This window comes from Ancylobacter sp. (assembly GCF_965229075.1).
Taxonomy (GTDB): Bacteria; Pseudomonadota; Alphaproteobacteria; order Rhizobiales; family Xanthobacteraceae; genus Ancylobacter.
In genome coordinates this window covers 661,393-679,361 of the sequence record NZ_CBDDIO010000001.1, presented here as the reverse complement: position 1 = coordinate 679,361, position 17,969 = coordinate 661,393, and the positions used below count along the sequence as shown (strand labels likewise).

Annotated in this window: 13 protein-coding genes; 4 read left to right on the top strand and 9 right to left on the bottom strand. The window is 67.4% G+C overall.

Features of this window, described 5'->3' with window-relative positions; all coding sequences use genetic code 11:
• Positions 1-70 precede the first annotated feature (70 nt).
• The 4 genes from sufD to ACO07Z_RS03355 all read right to left on the bottom strand — a co-directional run bounded on the left by sufD (position 71) and on the right by ACO07Z_RS03355 (position 5,031).
• Positions 71-1,384: a Fe-S cluster assembly protein SufD gene (gene sufD / locus ACO07Z_RS03370; RefSeq protein ID WP_421697399.1), complete on the bottom strand. Its 1,314-nt coding sequence runs from the start codon at positions 1,382-1,384 to the stop codon at positions 71-73.
• Positions 1,385-1,394: 10 nt separating this feature from the next.
• Entirely contained in the window at positions 1,395-2,159 is a 765-nt protein-coding gene (gene sufC, locus ACO07Z_RS03365) for a Fe-S cluster assembly ATPase SufC (RefSeq protein WP_421697398.1), read from the bottom strand.
• Between the two features lie 115 nt (positions 2,160-2,274).
• Positions 2,275-3,747, bottom strand: coding sequence for a Fe-S cluster assembly protein SufB (gene sufB, locus ACO07Z_RS03360; RefSeq protein WP_244377057.1), 1,473 nt, complete (start codon positions 3,745-3,747; stop codon positions 2,275-2,277).
• 114 nt (positions 3,748-3,861) lie between these two features.
• Positions 3,862-5,031, bottom strand: coding sequence for a cysteine desulfurase family protein (locus ACO07Z_RS03355; RefSeq protein ID WP_421697397.1), 1,170 nt, complete (start codon positions 5,029-5,031; stop codon positions 3,862-3,864).
• A gap of 337 nt (positions 5,032-5,368) precedes the next feature.
• Between ACO07Z_RS03355 and ACO07Z_RS03350 the strand changes: the two genes are divergently transcribed.
• On the top strand, positions 5,369-6,034 hold the full coding sequence (locus ACO07Z_RS03350) for an alpha/beta hydrolase (protein WP_307023092.1): 666 nt from the start codon (positions 5,369-5,371) through the stop codon (positions 6,032-6,034).
• An 81-nt stretch (positions 6,035-6,115) separates the two neighbouring features.
• Here the strand turns inward: ACO07Z_RS03350 and ACO07Z_RS03345 are convergent, their stop codons facing one another.
• Together ACO07Z_RS03345 and ACO07Z_RS03340 are read right to left on the bottom strand one after the other, a co-directional pair.
• Positions 6,116-6,484, bottom strand: a complete 369-nt coding sequence (locus ACO07Z_RS03345) for a hypothetical protein (protein ID WP_421697396.1) — start codon at positions 6,482-6,484, stop codon at positions 6,116-6,118.
• A 202-nt stretch (positions 6,485-6,686) separates the two neighbouring features.
• Positions 6,687-7,799 carry an anhydro-N-acetylmuramic acid kinase gene (locus ACO07Z_RS03340; protein ID WP_421697395.1) on the bottom strand — a complete coding sequence of 371 codons (1,113 nt, stop codon included), beginning with the start codon at positions 7,797-7,799 and terminating at the stop codon, positions 6,687-6,689.
• Between the two features lie 125 nt (positions 7,800-7,924).
• Here ACO07Z_RS03340 and tyrS point away from each other — a divergent pair, with 125 nt between their 5' ends.
• The gene (gene tyrS / locus ACO07Z_RS03335; RefSeq protein WP_421697394.1) at positions 7,925-9,184 is read left to right on the top strand and encodes a tyrosine--tRNA ligase; all 1,260 of its coding nucleotides are present in this window, start codon (positions 7,925-7,927) and stop codon (positions 9,182-9,184) included.
• Positions 9,185-9,317: 133 nt separating this feature from the next.
• On the opposite strand, the gene ACO07Z_RS03330 is transcribed toward tyrS, so the two are convergent.
• Entirely contained in the window at positions 9,318-12,875 is a 3,558-nt protein-coding gene (locus tag ACO07Z_RS03330; RefSeq protein ID WP_421697393.1) for a hypothetical protein, read from the bottom strand.
• A 188-nt stretch (positions 12,876-13,063) separates the two neighbouring features.
• Between ACO07Z_RS03330 and ACO07Z_RS03325 the strand changes: the two genes are divergently transcribed.
• Complete coding sequence (locus ACO07Z_RS03325) at positions 13,064-13,531, top strand: peroxiredoxin (protein ID WP_421697392.1); 468 nt, start codon at positions 13,064-13,066, stop codon at positions 13,529-13,531.
• A gap of 37 nt (positions 13,532-13,568) precedes the next feature.
• Here the strand turns inward: ACO07Z_RS03325 and prfB are convergent, their stop codons facing one another.
• Positions 13,569-14,699 (bottom strand): peptide chain release factor 2, encoded by a 1,131-nt coding sequence (gene prfB, locus ACO07Z_RS03320; protein ID WP_421697391.1) that lies wholly within the window; start codon positions 14,697-14,699, stop codon positions 13,569-13,571.
• 166 nt (positions 14,700-14,865) lie between these two features.
• Here prfB and ACO07Z_RS03315 point away from each other — a divergent pair, with 166 nt between their 5' ends.
• Positions 14,866-15,483, top strand: coding sequence for a glutathione S-transferase family protein (locus ACO07Z_RS03315; protein ID WP_421697390.1), 618 nt, complete (start codon positions 14,866-14,868; stop codon positions 15,481-15,483).
• Between the two features lie 18 nt (positions 15,484-15,501).
• Here ACO07Z_RS03315 and ACO07Z_RS03310 read toward each other — a convergent pair whose 3' ends face one another.
• Positions 15,502-17,940: a penicillin-binding protein 1A gene (locus tag ACO07Z_RS03310; protein ID WP_421697389.1), complete on the bottom strand. Its 2,439-nt coding sequence runs from the start codon at positions 17,938-17,940 to the stop codon at positions 15,502-15,504.
• Positions 17,941-17,969: the final 29 nt, after the last annotated feature.

Here is a 17,969-nt window from a genome sequence, read left to right as displayed (position 1 = left end):
ACAGGGGCAACGTCATCCTGAGGTGCGAGCGAAGCGAGCCTCGAAGGATGCTCGCCCCGTCCAATCCGCCTTACGCCCGCGCCGCGAGCCAGGCTTCCGCGCGTTCGACCAGCGCCTCGCGCAAGCCGTCATGCTCGACGGTCTCAACCGCCTCGCCGACGAAAGCCTGCACCAGAAGGCTCTGCGCCTCCTTCATCGGGATGCCGCGGGCGCGCAGATAGAACAGCAGTTCATCGTCGATCGCCCCGCAGGTGGCGCCATGGCCGCACTGCACATCGTCGGCGAAGATCTCCAACTCCGGCTTGTTGTCCATCTCCGCCTCGTCGCCGAGCACCAGCGCGCGGCTCATCATCCGCCCATCGGTCTTCTGCGCCGCCTGGCGGACGACGATCTTGCCCTGGAACACGCCGCGGGAGGAATCGTCCAGCACATGCTTGAACAATTCGCGGCTCTCGCAGCCCGGCACCTGATGATCGACATAGAGCGTGGTGTCGGCGTGCTGGCGGTTCTTCAACAGCGCGGCGCCGTTGAAGCCGACATGGCTGTTCTCGCCGGACAGCGTGGCATAGAGCGAGGTCCGCGCCACCCCGGCGCCGAGCGAGAAGCTGAAGGTATGCACCTTCGATTCACGGCCGACCGCGAACAGCATCGTCGCGAGGTGGAAGGCGCCCGCGCCATCCTCCTGCAGCCGCACGACGTCGAGATGCGCTTCGTCGCCGACCACGAACTCGGTGGCGGCGTTCGCCTGATAGGCGAGTCCGTCCGGCCCCTCGAAGCTCTCGGCATAGGTGAAGGCGGCGCCCGCCCCGACCACAACGAGCGAGCGTGCATAGCTCGCCGCCGCCGAGGTGCCGGCAAACACATGCGCCACATGCAGCGGACGTTCGATTTTTGCCCCCGGCGCGACGGTGACGACCACGCCGTCCTTGGCCAGCGCGGTGTTCAGCGCCAGCGCCGCGTCATAGCGGCCGGGCTGGATGCCGCCGAGACGGCTCAGCACCTCGTCGCCTGCCGCAATGGCAGCGGACAGGGTGGTTACGGTGAGCCCCGCCTCCAGATCGGCGAGATCGGACAGTTCCGGCACCACGGCGCCATTGGCGACGACGATGCGGCGGGCTTCAACGCCGCGCAGCAGGCGCGCGCGCGCATCCGCCTCGGCCACGGCGGCCGCGCCGGCAACCGGCACCGCCTCGCGCATCAGGCTGCGCAGGTCGGTGTATTTCCATTCCTCAACCCGCCGGTGCGGCAGGCCGTTCTCCTCGAAGGCGCGGGCGGCGGCACGGCGCAGATCGGCCAGCCGGTCGCCGCCTTCCGGCACGGTGCCGAGCGAGGCGAGGATCGCCTGTTCGGCCGGCGTGCGGATCGGACGGATGTCAGCGTTCATGTCAGCCACCTCACGCCGCGTCCTGCTGATACTCGGCATAGCCATTGGCTTCGAGTTCCAGCGCCAGTTCCTTGCCGCCGGAGCGCACGATGCGGCCCTTGTTCATCACATGCACGAAGTCGGGCACGATGTGGTTGAGCAGGCGCTGATAGTGGGTGATGACGATCATCGCCCGGTCCGGCGAGCGCAGGGCGTTGACGCCCTCGGAGACGACTTTCAGCGCGTCGATGTCCAGGCCGGAATCGGTCTCGTCCAGCACGCAGATCTTCGGCTCCAGGATCGCCATCTGCAGGATCTCGGCGCGCTTCTTCTCGCCGCCGGAAAAGCCGACATTGACGCCGCGCCGCAGCATGTCCTGATTGATGCCGAGATGGGCCGCCTTGTCCTTGACCAGACGCAGGAAGTCGGGCGTGGAGACCTCGGCCTCGCCGCGCTTCTTGCGCTGCGCGTTCAGCGAGGCGCGCAGGAAGGTCATGGTGGCGACGCCGGGCACTTCCACCGGGTACTGGAAGGCGAGGAACACGCCCTTGGCGGCGCGCTCGTCGATCTCCATGGCCAGCAGGTCCTCGCCGTCGAGGGTGACCGAACCGTCCGTGACCTCGTAATCCTCCTTGCCGGCGAGGATGTAGGAGAGGGTCGACTTGCCGGAGCCGTTCGGCCCCATGATGGCGTGGACCTCGCCCGGGTTCACCTTCAGCGAGAGGCCCTTGAGGATCTCCTTGCCGTGTTCGCCGTCGATCTTGGCGTGGAGATTGTCGATGTCGAGCATAGCCATGTCATCTGTTCCGTGTCTGGGCGCGTCGACCGGCGGGAGGGTCAAGCCGGGAGCGCGCTGAAATCTGCGAGCGATCCCGGAGCGCGGCGCGTCCGGGATGACGAGTGCGGGGCTCTTAGCCCACCGAGCCTTCGAGGCTCACCGCGATCAGCTTCTGCGCTTCCACCGCGAACTCCATCGGGAGCTGCTGCAGCACGTCCTTGACGAAGCCGTTGACGATCAGCGCCGTCGCCTCCTCGGGGTCAAGCCCGCGCTGGCGGCAGTAGAACAGCTGGTCGTCGGAGATCTTCGAGGTGGTGGCTTCGTGCTCGAACTGGGCGGAAGAGTTCTTCGACTCGATATAAGGCACGGTGTGCGCCCCGCATTTGTCGCCGATCAGCAGGCTGTCGCAATTGGTGAAGTTGCGCGCGCCGGTGGCCTTGCGGTGGGCGGTGACGAGCCCGCGATAGGTGTTGTCGGAATAGCCGGCGGCGATGCCCTTGGAGATGATGCGGCTCGACGTGTTCTTGCCGAGATGGATCATCTTGGTGCCGCTATCGACCTGCTGGCGCCCGTTGGAGATGGCGATGGAGTAGAACTCGCCCTGGGAATTATCGCCGCGCAGGATGCAGCTCGGGTACTTCCAGGTGATGGCCGAGCCGGTTTCCACCTGCGTCCAGGAGATCTTGGAACGGTCGCCGCGGCAGTCGCCGCGCTTGGTGACGAAGTTGAAGATGCCGCCCTTGCCGTCCTTGTCGCCGGGATACCAGTTCTGCACCGTCGAGTATTTGATCTCGGCGTCGTCCAGCGCCACCAGCTCGACCACGGCGGCGTGCAGCTGGTTCTCGTCGCGCATCGGCGCGGTGCAGCCTTCGAGATAGCTCACATAGGCGCCTTCATCGGCGATGATGAGCGTGCGCTCGAACTGGCCGGTGTTGCGCTCATTGATGCGGAAATAGGTCGACAGCTCCATCGGGCAGCGCACGCCCTTGGGCACATAGACGAAGGAGCCGTCCGAGAACACCGCCGAGTTCAGCGTGGCGAAGTAGTTGTCGGTCACCGGAACGACCGAGCCGAGATACTTCTTCACCAGCTCGGGATGCTCACGCACCGCCTCCGAGATCGGCATGAAGATGACGCCGGCCCGGGCCAGCTCCTCCTTGAAGGTGGTCGCCACCGAGACCGAATCGAACACCGCGTCGACCGCCACCTTGGTAGCGCCGCTCTCGATGCCGAGCAGCGCGTCGCGCTCGCGCAGCGGGATGCCGAGCTTCTCGTAGGTCGCGAGAATCTCCGGGTCGATATCGTCGATCGACAGCGCTTCCTTCGCCTTGGGCGCGGAATAGTAATAGAGGTCCTGATAGTCGATCGGCGGGTAGCTCACCCGCGCCCAGTCCGGCTCGCGCATGGTCTGCCAGCGGCGGAAGGCGTCGAGCCGCCATTCCAGCAGCCATTCGGGCTCGTTCTTCTTCGCCGAGATGAAGCGGACCGTATCTTCGGTCAGGCCCTTGGGGGCCTTTTCGGACTCGATCTCGGTAAAGAACCCGTACTTGTACTGATCGACATCAAGGGAGCGGACCTGGTCCACTGTCTCCTGTACGGCCGGCATCGTCTCATCTCCTCTCCCACGCGGGGTCAAGGCCCGCGGGTCAGGTCAACCACTCCGCAGAAGCTGCCGAAGCCGCTCCCGCGCCGTCTCGCCGCCCACCGGCGGCGCCTTGCCTCACGCCGCCGCGCGGCGACGCAAAAGACCGGGCAACACCCGGCGAAACACGCCGAGTGCCCGGTCGACATCCTCTTCCCCGCTCGACCAGCCGAAGGACAGGCGGAACGCGGAACGCGCAATACGCTCGGGCACGCCCATCGCCCCCAGCACATGCGAGGCCGCGACCTTGCCCGACGAGCAGGCGGCGCCGGCGCTCACCGCGAGGCCCGCGAGATCGAGGGCGATCACGGTGGTCTCGGCCGGCACGCCCGGCAGCGCGAAGCACGAGGTGTTCGGCAGCCGGTCGACATCGCCCACGAGCAGGACAAGCTCGGGAAACTCGCACCTTAGAGCGTCTTCAAGCCGATCGCGCAAGCCATTGATGCGCACGCCGTCGGCGTCCACAGAGGCGCCCACGCGCTCGGCCGCCGCACCAAAGGCGGCGATGGCGGGCACGTTCTCGCTGCCCGCCCGCCGGCCGCGCTCCTGTGCACCGCCGCCGATCAGCGGAGCGGGACGCAAATCCGGGTCGGCGAGGATGAGGGCCCCCGCTCCCGGCGCGCCGCCGAGCTTGTGCGCGGACACCGACATGAGGTCGACGCCGAGTGCGGCCATGGAGAGCGGAATGCGCCCCGCCGCCTGCACGGCATCGGTGTGGACCAGGGCGCCCTGCTCATGGGCGCGGCGAGCGGCTTTCGCCACCGGCTGCAACACGCCCGTCTCATTATTCGCCACCATCAGCGACAGCAGCACCCGACGCCCGGCGGCGGCGTGGCGCGCCAGCGCCGCGTCGAGGCCGTCGAGCCGCAGGCGCCCGCGCGCATCCACGGGAAGAACCTCGACCTGCTCCGGCGCGAAGCGATGACCGCGCAGAACGGCGGCATGTTCCACCGCGCTCACCAGCAGCGCGTCGAAGACGAGAGGCGTCTCACCGCGCCGGTAATCGGGCGTAAGCGCCAAAGCGTCCGCCTCCGTGCCGCTGGAGGTGAAGACCACCCCCGCCGGACTCGCACCCACCAGAGCCGCCACCCGCCCTCGTGCCCCGTCCATCGTGCCGCGCGCGGCGCGACCCTCGGCATGCACGGAAGACCCGTTGCCGATGGCGTCGAGTGCCGCCAGCAGGGCTTCCCGCGCTTCCGGGCGCACATGCGAGGTCGCGTTATGATCGAGATAGGTGCGTGCGTTCATGGGTTCGGAGGCTCGCAGTTCCTTTTCCGTCTCCTATATAGGAAGGCGCGGCGGCGTCTGCCCCTTCCCTTCGGCTAATGCTTGCAAATTCAGGCGCCGTCCGTCATAGCTGACCGTCCCGTCTTCTTCGTTGGGCTGTCGGTCGCGCGCTGGTTGACTGCGACGCAACTGCAACTTGATGTAGATGTTTAGAATTATTCTAATAAGTTAGGGCTCCCGCCCCAGGTCGTCAAGGCGCATGCGGTAAGGCTGTCTTTCGGGACGCAATCCGGTACGGGTTCAGCGGCCCACCGGACCACACTCGCCTTGCCCCGCCGCAGTCAAGGTCTCGAACTTCATGCCTGAGGTCATCTTCACCGGCGAGAAGGGGCGGCTGGAAGGCCGCTACCAGCCGGCCAAGCAGCGCCACGCGCCCATCGCCATCATCCTGCACCCGCACCCCCAGTTCGGCGGCACGATGAACAACCCGGTCGTTTACAACCTCTATTACCAGTTTGTGAACCGGGGCTTCTCGACGCTGCGCTTCAACTTCCGTGGCGTCGGCCGCTCGCAGGGCGCGTTCGACCACGGTCAGGGCGAGCTGGCGGATGCCGCCGCTGCGCTCGACTGGGCGCAGTCGATCAACCCGGATGCGCGCGCCTGCTGGATCGCCGGCTTCTCCTTCGGCGCCTGGATCGGCATGCAGCTGCTGATGCGCCGCCCGGAGGTGGAAGGCTTCATCTCCATCGCCGCGCCGGCGAATCTCTACGACTTCTCCTTCCTCGCCCCCTGCCCGTCCTCCGGCCTGTTCGTGCATGGCGACAAGGACGCGGTGGTGCCGTTCTCCGCCGTCACCGGCCTCGTCGAGAAGCTGAAGACGCAGAAGGGCATCGTCATCGACCAGCAGACCGTGCCGGGCGCGAACCACTTCTTCGACGGCCGCACCGAGGAGCTGATGGAAGTCGTCGGCGCCTATCTCGACAAGCGCCTGCCCGACACCGCCAAGAAGACCAGCGCCGCCTGAAGCGCCGCTCTCGGCCCAGACACGAAAAAGCCCGGCGCAGCACGCGCCGGGCTTTTTGCTTTTGCGGAAGACGGTTGGGGATCAGTTCAGCACGAGACGCGGCGGGTTGGTGAGGGTGACCACGTCACCCTCGCGGGCGATCTCGACGATGCTCGCCGCCGTGTCGACGGCACCGGGTACGGAGACGCTGACCGCCTGGTCGGGCTTCAGCGTGGCGGCGACGCGAACCGGGGCGCCACCGGCGACGCTCAGCGTCGCGACGACGTGATAGCCGTCATTCTGCGGGGTGTAATACGCAACGCCATTCACATAGCCGATATTGATCGTCTGGGCGGTGGCCGGCTTCAGGCCGGCAACCTTGTCGGCGGCACGGACGGGGGCGATGACGGCGACGGCAATGAGGCCGCCGGCGACGGCAAGCGGCAGGATATCGCGGCTGAGGCTGCGCATGTCGAAGGCTCCAAAGTTTCTGTCCAGGCGTGTTGAAGAGGAAGCTGCCTGCCTGGCGAGCCGGACTTCCGGGAGCCCTCAAACTACATGGAATATTGTGCACCGCATCATCAGATTGCGCATCGCACCATTGCATTTCAGGAATACTGCGACATTCTGTGTCGAATATTCATTTTTTCTGAATGACGCTTTCAGCTTCTCTTCACGCTGGCGCGATCACCCGGCCGCCACTCAGCGGCGCCACGACGCCCGTCGTGGTGGGAAAGCTCAGCGGCAGGCCGCGCAACGCCCGCACTGCGAGGAAGCCGAAGGCCTGCGCCTCCAGCGCGTCGCTGGACCAGCCCACAGCCTCCGCGGTCAGCACGCGCAACCCAAGCCGCTCGCCAAGCATGCGCAGCAGCGTCGGGTTATGCGCCCCTCCCCCCGCTGCGATCAGGAGCTCCGGGCGGCGCGGCAGCTGCGGCAGCACGGCGGCGACACAAGCGGCGCTCAGCGCCGTCAGCGTCGCGGCGCCATCGGCGGTGCTCATCGCCTCCAAACCGCCCCGCTCGGCCACCCAGGCGCGGAATTCATTGCGGTCCAGCGATTTAGGCGGACGTTGCGCGAAGAAGGGGTGGTCGAGCAGCCGGGCCAACGCGGCCTCGTCCACCGTGCCGGCGGCGGCCATGGCGCCGTCGCGGTCGAGCGGCGCGCCGGTGCGCGCCTGCATGAAATCGTCGATCAGCGCATTGGCCGGGCCGGTGTCGCAGGCGATCGGGTCGGCGTCGCCGTCGAGATAGGTGATGTTGGCGACGCCGCCGAGATTGAGCACCAGCAGCGGCCCCTTTTCCGCCAGTCCCCGCGCCAGCGCACGGTGATAGACCGGCACCAGCGGCGCCCCCTGCCCGCCGGCTGCGACATCGGCGGCGCGCAGGTCGTAGACCAGCGTCGGCCCCGGCGCGCCGGTCATCGCGCGCACCGCCCGCGCCAGTGCCGGCCCGTCGCCAATCTGCACGGTGAGGCCGATCTCCGGCCGGTGCAGCACGGTCTGGCCATGGAAGCCGATGACCTCCACGTCCCGATGCTGCTTATGCGCCGCGAAGAAGGCGTCCAGCGCCTGCGCGTGCCGCGCGGTGAGCAGCACCTCCGCCTCGGCGAGGACACCGGGGCGGGCGTCACGGTCGGTCAGCGTGCGCGCTTGCTCCAGCGCGGCCACGAACAGGGCGCGGTCTTCCGCGCTATAGGGATAGGTCGATGCGGGACCGAAGGCGGCGACGGTCTCGCCATCGGTGTCGATCAGCGCCACGTCGACCCCATCGAGCGAAGTGCCGCTCATCAGCCCGATCGCCTTCACCGCGCGCTCTCCCGCTTCCTCCGCCCACCGTCCGGGGTGCGTTCGCGGCGGGAAGCTGATACATGACCGGCCGATCCTAACATGGCGTTGATGTCCGCAGGCCCGAGATGAGCAGCTTCAAATCCGATTTCCTCCGCACCCTCAGCGAGCGCGGCTTCATTCATCAGATCTCCGATGAACAGGGGCTCGACGCTCTCTTCGCCAAGGAAACGGTGACGGCCTATATCGGCTTCGACCCCACCGCCCCGAGCCTGCATGCGGGCGGGCTCATCCAGATCATGATGCTGCACTGGCTGCAGAAGACAGGCCACCGCGCCGTCTCGCTGATGGGCGGCGGCACTGGCATGGTGGGCGATCCCTCCTTCAAGGACGATGCCCGCCAGCTGATGACGGTGGAGACGATCGAGGCCAACATCGCCTCGATCAAGCGCGTGTTCTCCAACTACCTCACCTATGGCGAGGGCCCGACCGACGCGCTGATGATCAACAATGCCGACTGGCTGCGCGATCTCAACTACCTCGAATTCCTGCGCGATGTCGGCCGGCATTTCTCGGTCAACCGCATGCTGTCCTTCGACAGCGTGAAGACGCGCCTCGACCGCGAGCAGTCGCTGTCCTTCCTCGAATTCAACTACATGATCCTGCAGGCCTATGACTTCGTCGAACTGGCCAAGCGCTACGATGTGCGGCTGCAGATGGGCGGCTCCGACCAGTGGGGCAACATCGTCAACGGCATCGACCTCGGCCACCGCATGGGCACCAAGCAGCTCTACGCGCTGACCTCGCCGCTGCTCACCACCGCCTCCGGCGCCAAGATGGGCAAGTCGGTCAATGGCGCGGTGTGGCTGAACGCCGACATGCTCGGCCCCTATGAGTTCTGGCAGTACTGGCGCAACACTGAAGACGCCGATGTCGAGCGCTTCCTCAAGCTCTACACCACGCTGCCGATGGACGAGATCGCCCGGCTGGCACAGGAGGCGAAGGGTTCGGCGATCAACGAGGTGAAGAAGCTCCTCGCCACCGAGATTACCGCCCTTCTCCACGGCCGCGCGGCGGCAGAGGCGGCGGCGGAAACGGCGCGCAAGACCTTCGAAGAGGGCGGCATCGCCGCCGACTTGCCGACCGTGGAAGTGCCGGCGGCGGAACTGGCCGCAGGCATCGGTGTGCTCGCCGCCTTCGCCGAAAAGACCGGCCTCGTCGCCTCCAATGGCGAGGCACGGCGCCAGGTGAAGGGCGGCGGGCTGAAGGTGAACGACGCCAGCGTGACCGACGACAAGGCGGTGCTGAGCGAGCGCGACCTCACCCCGGAGGGTGTCATCAAGCTCTCGCTCGGCAAGAAGAAGCATGTGCTGCTGAAGCCGGTGTGAGGGCTTCGCCTCCACACGTCATCCCGGACGGCTCATAGGCCGATCCGGGATCGTGCCCGGTTGAGAGATCGATCCCGGCTCTACGGCTTCGCCTCCGGCCGGGATGACGCCATGCGGGGTGTAGGAACGATCCCTACCGCGTCGGCACCACTGCCGGCGGGGTCGGGTCCGGCGCCTGGCGGAACTCGAAGATCTTGCGCAGGAAGCCCGGCGCCACCGCCGAGATCGGATTGACGCGGAGCGTCGGGCCGGACACCGGGCCGACGATCTCATAGGTCACGCCGACCAGCCCCTCATTCGGCCCGCCGCCAAGGAAAAAGCCTACGACCGGCAGCCGGCTGAACAGATTGTTCAGCCCATAGGCCGGCACATAGGTGCCGCGGACCGACACGCGGTCATTGGCGAGATCGAGCGTGCCGTCGAAGGTCGAGCCGATGGACGGCCCCCAGATGGCGCCGTCGCGCAGGGTGATCTGCTGCGCCGAACGCTGGAAATTGACCTGCAATTTGCGGAAGGCGATCGCCGATCCCGGCTGCGGGCGCCCGTCGCGCACGGTCTGCGGCGCGGCGGCGATCAGCCGGTCGAGACCGGCTTCGCCACGAATGACGAAATCGCGCACATTGATCACGCCGCTCTGCGGCCGGCCGCCACCGGGCGCATCGACATCGACCCAGAGGTCACCACCCTGGATCTTCGGGTAGAGATCGATGAAGCGCAGCAGCGCCCCGGCATCGCTGGTGGCCACGCGCAGTTGCGGCCGGCCATTGCCCTGTGTCCGCAGTTCGCCGGTCACGCCGCCGGAACGGCCGACGAGCGCGCCGAGGGAAAAGCTGCGCAGCTCGCCACTGCGGCGCGAGAGGACCAGCACGAGGTCGCGCATGGTCTCGCCATTATTGCCGGCGACCACGCCAAGCTTCACGTCGAGGTCGACATCGGGCGGCCGCACCGTGCCGGGGCCGCTCGGGGGCGTGTCAGTCAGCTGCTTGAGGAAGGCGCGGGCCTCGATCACCTCGCCGCGCACGGTGATCTTGTAGGTGCCGTCGACATTCTCAAGCTTCAGATTGGCCTTGTCGCCATCGGCGAGCTTGAAGGTCGGCAGGTTGGCACTCAGCACCCCGCCCTTCGGATCGAGATCCACCGTGCCGCGAATGTCGACCCCCTGCCCGCTCACCACGAGGTCGTCGAGCCGGGCAAGGCGGTCGGTGATGTGCGCCTTGGCGGTCATCTTGGCCGCCTTGCCGGCGGGCTTGGTCCAACCGGGCACGAGGTCGACGAGCTTGGTTTTGGTGAGGTCGAGTTCGACATCCACCGTCTTCGCCTTCGCGCCGACCACGCCGGCGAGCTTGACGCCGAGCGGGCCGGCCATGCCCGGCAGTTCGAAGCCGAGCTTCTGCCGCGCGGAATCGTCGAGCGAAGCGGCAACGGCGAACGTGACATCCCCCGTGGCGGGGCGGTTGTACTCGAAGCTCGCCGGCGCGCCGCCGAACTTGCCCTCGCCGCGCGCCACCGTCGCCGCCTGGGTCACGAAGGCGCGCACCGTGGCGTCGGTGAGATTCTGGTTGAACACCATCTTGGCGGCGTCGAAATCCTCCAGCGTGGCGTCGAACGCATAGTCGATATCGGAAGGCTGGATGTTGTCGGACAGCTTCACGCTGATCTGCGCCGTACCGTCGACCGTACCGGAGACGGCCTGCGGATCGATCGGCACATAGGTCGGCCCGCGCAGCGGCGGGATGCCCGCCAGTTCAATGGCCGCGGCCGCCGGACCGCTCACCTTGACCTGGACCTTCGCCTCCGGCTTGGGCGGAGCGGTGTCGGAGATGTCGAAGATGCTCTCAGCGATCTCGAGCCGCCGCTGGCCGGGCGTCTCCATCGCCGCCTTCGCCACCGACACGTGGGCGGTGCGGCCGGTGATCTTGACCACCACATCGGCATCGATGACCGGCGGCAGGCCGGGCACCGGAATGAAGCGCCCCTTGGTGCCGGTGATGGCGATGTTCAGCCCGTCATCGGCGAGCGGGTTGTCCTTCTTGCCGATCGAATCCAGCGGTGCGTTGAAGAAGATGCTGGCCTGGCTGACATCGCCGGAGACCAGATGATCGTAGACCCATTTGCGCGGCGCCGGCGCGGCCACGGCCGGCCAGAGCCGGATCAGCGAGGTGGCTGTCATCGGCGTCGCATTGACGTTCATGGACAGCGAGGGTGTCGGCCCGGCGAGTTCCAGCGCCCCGCCGAGGGTGATCCCGCCCTGCGGCCCCTTGAGGTCGCCACGGTCGATGCTGGCGCGCTGCGCCACCGGATCGAAGGAGAGATCGATCACGATATCGTCCAGCACGAAGGGCGGCACCTCATTCTGGTGCGGCCCGCCACCAAGGAAGCTGGCGCGCGCGGACTGGGTGTGCAGCCGCCACAGGCCGGCACGATCGGCGGGAATCTCCACCGTTCCGGCAAGGTCCATGGCGAAGGGGCCCGCCTGCGCTGTCACCGAGGTGAGGTTGATCCGCCGAGCCGCTGGATCGAGGGTGAAGGCCACCACGGCCTCATCGATCAGCATCCGCCCTTCCGCGTCGGAGCCGAGCTGCAATTCGCCGGCACCGGCGGCCAGCCGGCCACTGGTGGCGAGCACCACGCCGCGCGCATCAATGGTCGCGGAAAGGTCCGCCGACAGCGGCGAGGTGGCGAGAATATCGCCTCCCGCCTTGCCGGCAGCGATCAGGAGATCGCGCGGCGCGAGGTCCCGCACCTGCAATTCGAGATCGCGGCGGCCCTCCACCAGCGCGCCGAGCGTGGCGCGCGCCGACCAGGGCCCGTCCATGCCGCCGGCCGTGATGTCGAAGGTGACCCCTCCCTCCGCCGGCCGCGACAGCGAGAGGTCGATGTCATCGAAGGTCCATTCGCGCCCGCTCACCTCGTTGCGGATGACGACGATGCCTTCCTTGAGGCCGATCTCGCTCAGCGTGCCGCCATCGAGCCCACCCTGATCGAACTGGCGGGCGAGCGCAGCGAGGCTGGCGAGTCGGAGCGGGCCGAACGGGGTGTCCAGTTGCGCTTGCGGAACAACGTCCGGCGCGCCGGGTTCGGTCGTGGCCGTCGCCTCGGCGGGCGCGGCCGTGGCGGGTTCGGCCGTCGGCACGGTGGCGAGAAGCTTGGGCTGCGCGCGGGCGCCGTCCGGGGCGTTGGCCTCGGTGGAGATGGCGAGCTGCCCCTCCGCGTCGATGAACACGTTCAGCCGCACGCCGACCAGATCGACTCGCTCCGGCTGCATCAGCCAGGGCAGCCAGCTATCCTGCAGCGCGACTTCGGCCTGTGGCGCGGTGGCAATGAGGTCGCCATCGTCGTCGCGCACCGTGATGTCGTTGGCATGAAGCACGATGCCGCCGCTTTTCGCCCGCTCGGCGATAATGGCGCCGATCTGCACCGTGCGGCCAGCGCCGAGACGCGCCTCAAGCGTGCGCTCGACATAGGGCCGCGCCATGTCGACGGTGAGAATGCCGGCACTGAACAGCAGATAGACGCCGGCGATGGTCGCCGCAGCGATGAGAAAGGCCGAGCCGCCCGACCAGGCGCACAGCCGCAGCCAGCGCCGCCGGCGCGCCGGCGCCGCGCAGGCCCTGGGCGGCCGCTTGACGCGAAGGCGCTTCACCTGGCGCTTGCCGGCCGTTGGCGACCTGTGCGTCGTCTGCTCTCTCATCTACGGCACGAATCCTTGACTTCGAGGCATAATGCCCGTGTGCGCGGCGGGCGGCGACAGCTTATCCACGCCCATGCTGACATCGTGCTGTTCGCCCGGCACAATCGGCGGCCGGCGCGGCATGGGCCTCTCCCTCAGCACCGTTTCTCCCCTGCCGATCACCCCCAAACACGCCGAAAGGAAGGCACATGACCGAGATTGCCGTAGGCGCCCCTGCACCTGACTTCACTCTGACCACCGATTCGGGCGAGGTGCTGTCGCTCGCCGGCTGCCGGGGCCGAAAGCTTGTGATTTATTTCTACCCTAAGGCCGGCACCTCCGGCTGCACGGTGGAGGCGCATGATTTCAACCGGCTGAAGGCGGATTTCGACGCGGCCGGCACGCTCGTGGTCGGGGTCTCGCCCGACCCGGACAAGGCGCTCGCCAAGTTCCGCGCCAAGGAGGGGCTGACCTTCCCGCTCGCCGGCAATGAGGACCACGCCATGCTCGAAGCCTATGGCGTGTGGGCGGAGAAATCCATGTACGGCAAGAAGTATATGGGCGTGGAGCGCACCACCGTGCTGATCGATGCCCAGGGCAAGATCGCCCGCCTCTGGCCGAAGGTGAAGGTCGCCGGCCACGCCGAGGAGGTGCTGGCGGCAGCGCAGGCGCTGTGAGGCGCGGCGGGGCGCCGCGTGCGCCCCGCCTCCGCCCTCAGTCCACATCCTCGACGCTGGCCGGACCACCGCCATAGGCGCGCTGCGCCAGCGCCGCTTCCATGAACGGATCGAGATCGCCGTCGAGCACCTCCTGCGGGGTGCCCGAGGTGACACCGGTGCGCAGGTCCTTCACCAGCTGATAGGGCTGAAGCACATAAGAGCGGATCTGGTGGCCCCAGCCGATATCGGTCTTGGCGGCCTGATCGGCAGCGGCCTGCGCCTCGCGCTTCTTCAGCTCCATCTCATAGAGCTTGGCGCGCAGCATCTCCCACGCCGTGGCGCGGTTCTTGTGCTGCGAGCGGTCGCCTTGCGCCACCACGGCGATGCCGGTGGGAATATGGGTGAAGCGCACGGCGGATTCGGTCTTGTTGACGTGCTGACCGCCCGCGCCGCCGGAGCGCATCGTGTCGATGCGCAGGTCGCTTTCCTTGATGTCGACGACGATGCGGTCGTCGATGACGGGATACACGTCGACGCTGGCGAAAGACGTCTGACGACGGGCATTGGAGTCGAAAGGCGAGATACGCACCAGCCGGTGCACACCGGCCTCGGTCTTCATCCAGCCATAGGCGTTGTGGCCCTTCACCAGAATGGTCGCGGATTTGAGCCCGGCGGTTTCACCCGCCTGCTCGTCCACCAGCTCGACCTTGAAGCCGCGCCCTTCCGCCCAGCGCGTGTACATGCGCAGCAGCATCAGCGCCCAGTCCTGGCTGTCGGTGCCGCCGGCACCGGCATGGACTTCGAGATAGCTGTCATTGGCGTCCGCCTCGCCCGACAGCAGCGCTTCGAGCTGGCGGCGCGCGACCTCGGCCTTCAGCTTGACCAGAGCCGCGGCGGCCTCATCGACGATGGAATCGTCTCCCTCGGCCTCGCCCATCTCGATCAGTTCGACATTGTCCGCCAGTTCGCGCTCGATCCGCTCCAACGCGCCGAGACCGTCCTCCAGCGTGCCGCGCTCCTGCATCAGCTTCTGCGCGCGCTCAGGGTCGTTCCACAGATTGGGGTCCTCGGCGAGCGCGTTCAGCTCGGCAAGGCGGGCCTTGGAACGGTCGAAATCGATGTGCTGCCGCAGCAACTTTGCGGCTTCCCGGATTTCGTCGACGCTCGCGGCGAGCTCGGCGCGCATATTGGCTACTCTCGATAGGACGTTGAAGGCGGCGGAAAATAGAGGCGTTGCCCCTAGGTGTAAACGCCCCGCCCCCGGCTTGGCGGCTTAGGGCTGTATTGCGGACGGCTTGCAGGCGCCAACGGCAGTTCTAGGATGCGGCCCTCGTTGCAACAAGGAACTTCCGATGCACCTCGTCGGCATGCTCGATTCGCCCTATGTGCGCCGCGTGGCGGTGTCGCTCACCACTCTCGGCCTGCCCTTCACCCATGAATCCGTGTCGGTGTTCCGCCATTACCCCCGCTTCCAGGAGATCAACCCGGTGGTGAAAGCCCCGTCCCTTGTGACGGACGGCGGCGTGGTGCTGATGGACTCGACCCTCATCCTCGAACATGCGGAGAGACTGGCGGCGCCCGGCCGCTCGCTCGCCCCGAACGATCTGGCCGAGCATGCCCGCGCGCAGCGCATCATCGGCCTCGCTCTCGCCGCCTGCGAGAAGAGCGTGCAGATCGTCTATGAGCATCAGCTGCGCCCGGCGGAGAAGCTGCACCAGCCCTGGCTCGACCGGGTGACGGAACAGCTCTTCGCCGCCTATCGCCTGCTGGAAGACGAGATCGGCACCACAGAAGGCTGGCTGTTCGGGGCTCGCCCGCTACAGGCCGACATCACCGCCGCCATCGCCTGGACCTTCACCACACGGATGATCCCCGAGGTAATGCCGGCCGACGCCTTCCCGGCCGTCTCCCGGCTTGCCGCCCGCGCCGAGGCGCAGGAGGCGTTCAAGGCCTGGCCCTATGATGGCTGAGGCACCACCGGGCGTGGCTCAGTAGAGCCCGCCCGTGCCGCTGGCGCCAACGGCGCGGTCAGCATCCGGGTTGATGCCGATCGGGTTGCCCGCCGCATCGGTGGCCCCAATGATCGAATAGCTGTCCGGCGGCGCGGTGCCCGGCTTGAAGGCTTCGAGGATGGACGCTTCGCCCGGCCCGGCACGCAGGCCGGTCTTCGGGTTGATGCGGATCAGCTTGATGCCGGGCGGCACGCGGAACGGCACGGCCGGGCGGTCGGCCAGAGCCAGCTTCATGAAGTCGCGCGCCACCGGGGCGGCGATCAGGCCGCCGGTCGAGCCTTTGCCCATGGGCTTAGGCGTGTCGAAGCCGAGATAGACGGCCACCACCAGCTCCGGCGTGTAGCCGACGAACCAGGCGTCCTTCTCCTCATTGGTGGTGCCGGTCTTGCCGGCGATCGGCTTGCCCAGCACCTTCAGCGCCGTGCCGGTGCCGCGCTGCACCACGCCTTCCAGCATCGAGGTGATCTGGTAGGCGGTCATCGGATCGATTACCTGCTCGCGCCGGTCGACCAGCACCGGCTCGCTCTGGCCCTGCCAGCCGGCGGCGTCGCAGCCGCGGCACTCGCGCTCGTCATGGCGGTAAATGGTCTTGCCGTAGCGGTCCTGCACGCGGTCGATCAGCGTCGGCTTGATACGCTTGCCGCCATTGGCGAACATGGAATAGCCGCCGGCCTGCCGCAGCGCCGTGGTCTCGCCGGCGCCGAGCGACATGGAGAGCACGGGGAGCAGATTGTCGGAGACGCCGAAGCGCTTGGCGTATTCCACGATCAGCGGCATGCCGAGATCGTTGGCGAGCCGCACCGTCATCACGTTGCGCGACTGCTCGATGCCGAAGCGCAGGGTCTGCGGCCCGTAGAACTTGCCGGAATAATTCTCCGGCCGCCACGTCGCCTGCCCCTGCTGGGCGAGTTCGAACGGCGCGTCCAGCACGACGCTGGACGGCGTGTAGCCATTGTCGATCGCCGCCGCATAGACGTAAGGCTTGAACGACGAGCCGGGCTGGCGCTGGGCCTGGGTGGCGCGGTTGAACTGGCTCTCGTCAAAGGAGAAGCCGCCCGCCATGGCGAGCACGCGTCCGGTGGAGGGGTCCATCGCCACCAGCGCGCCCTCGATCTGCGGCTGCTGGCGCAGGCGCCACTGGTCGGGCTTGCCGTCGACCGGCTCGACATAGACGACATCGCCGGGCTTCAGCACGCCCGCCACGCCGCCCTTGGCGTTGCGGATCGCCCATTTGGCGCCGTCAGCGGTGATCATGCCGACATCGCGCTGCGAACTGAGCACGCCGGAACGGTCGCGCTGCGGCTGCAGGCCGATGCGCGCGCCTTTGGCGTCGGAATCGAGCACCACGGCGAGGCGCCAGGGAATGTCGGTGAAGGTGCGCACGTCCGCGAGGCGCGCGCCCCAGTCGCCCGTGGTCTCGATACGGGTCACCGGCCCACGGAAGCCGCGCTGCTCGTCATAGCGGGTCAGACCGTCGAGCAGCGCCTGCTTGGCATATTGCTGGAGCTTGGGGTTGAGCGTGGTGCGCACCGACAGGCCGCCGCCATAGAGCTTGTCCTCGCCATAGCGCTCGAAGATCTCGCGGCGCACTTCCTCGGCGAAATATTCGGCGGAGAAGATGTGGGCGCCGGTCGGGCGCACGGTCACGGCGAGGTCGGTCTTCTTGGCTTCCTCGGCCTGCTGCTCGGTGATGTAGCCGTTCTCGGCCATGCGGTCGATCACCCAGTTGCGGCGCTCGACGGCGGCGTCGTGGCGGCGGAACGGGTGATAATTGTTCGGCCCCTTGGGCAGGGCGGCGAGATAGGCGGCCTCGGCGATGGTCAGCTCGGAAACCGACTTGTCGAAATACAGCAGCGAGGCGGCGGCGACGCCGTAGGAGCCGATGCCGAGATAGATCTCGTTCAGATAGAGTTCGAGGATCTTGTCCTTGGAATAGGCGCGCTCCATGCGCAGCGCCAGCAGCGCCTCCTTCACCTTGCGGTCGATGGAGACCTCATTGGTGAGAAGGAAGTTCTTCGCCACCTGCTGGGTGATGGTGGAGGCGCCCTGCGGGCGGCGGCCGGAGCCGTAATTCTGCACGAAGGCATAGACCGCGCGGCCGATGCCGGTGAGATCGATACCGCCATGAGAATAGAAGTTCTTGTCCTCGGCGGAGATGAAGGCTTCCTTCACCAGCGGCGGGATGTTCTGGATCGGCAGATAGAGCCGGCGCTCGCGGGCATATTCGGCCAGCAGCGAGCCGTCCGCCGCGTGAACACGGGTCATCACCGGCGGCTCGTAATTCTGCAGCTGGCTGTAGTCCGGCAGGTCCTGCGAGAACTTCCACGCAAAATAGCCCGCTGCCGCGCCGCCGACCACGAAGACGATCGTGCCCAGCGCGAACATGAAACCCAGAAACCGCAGAAGCAGCCGCATGCGGCCAGGCCCCCATAAGCTGAGGACGC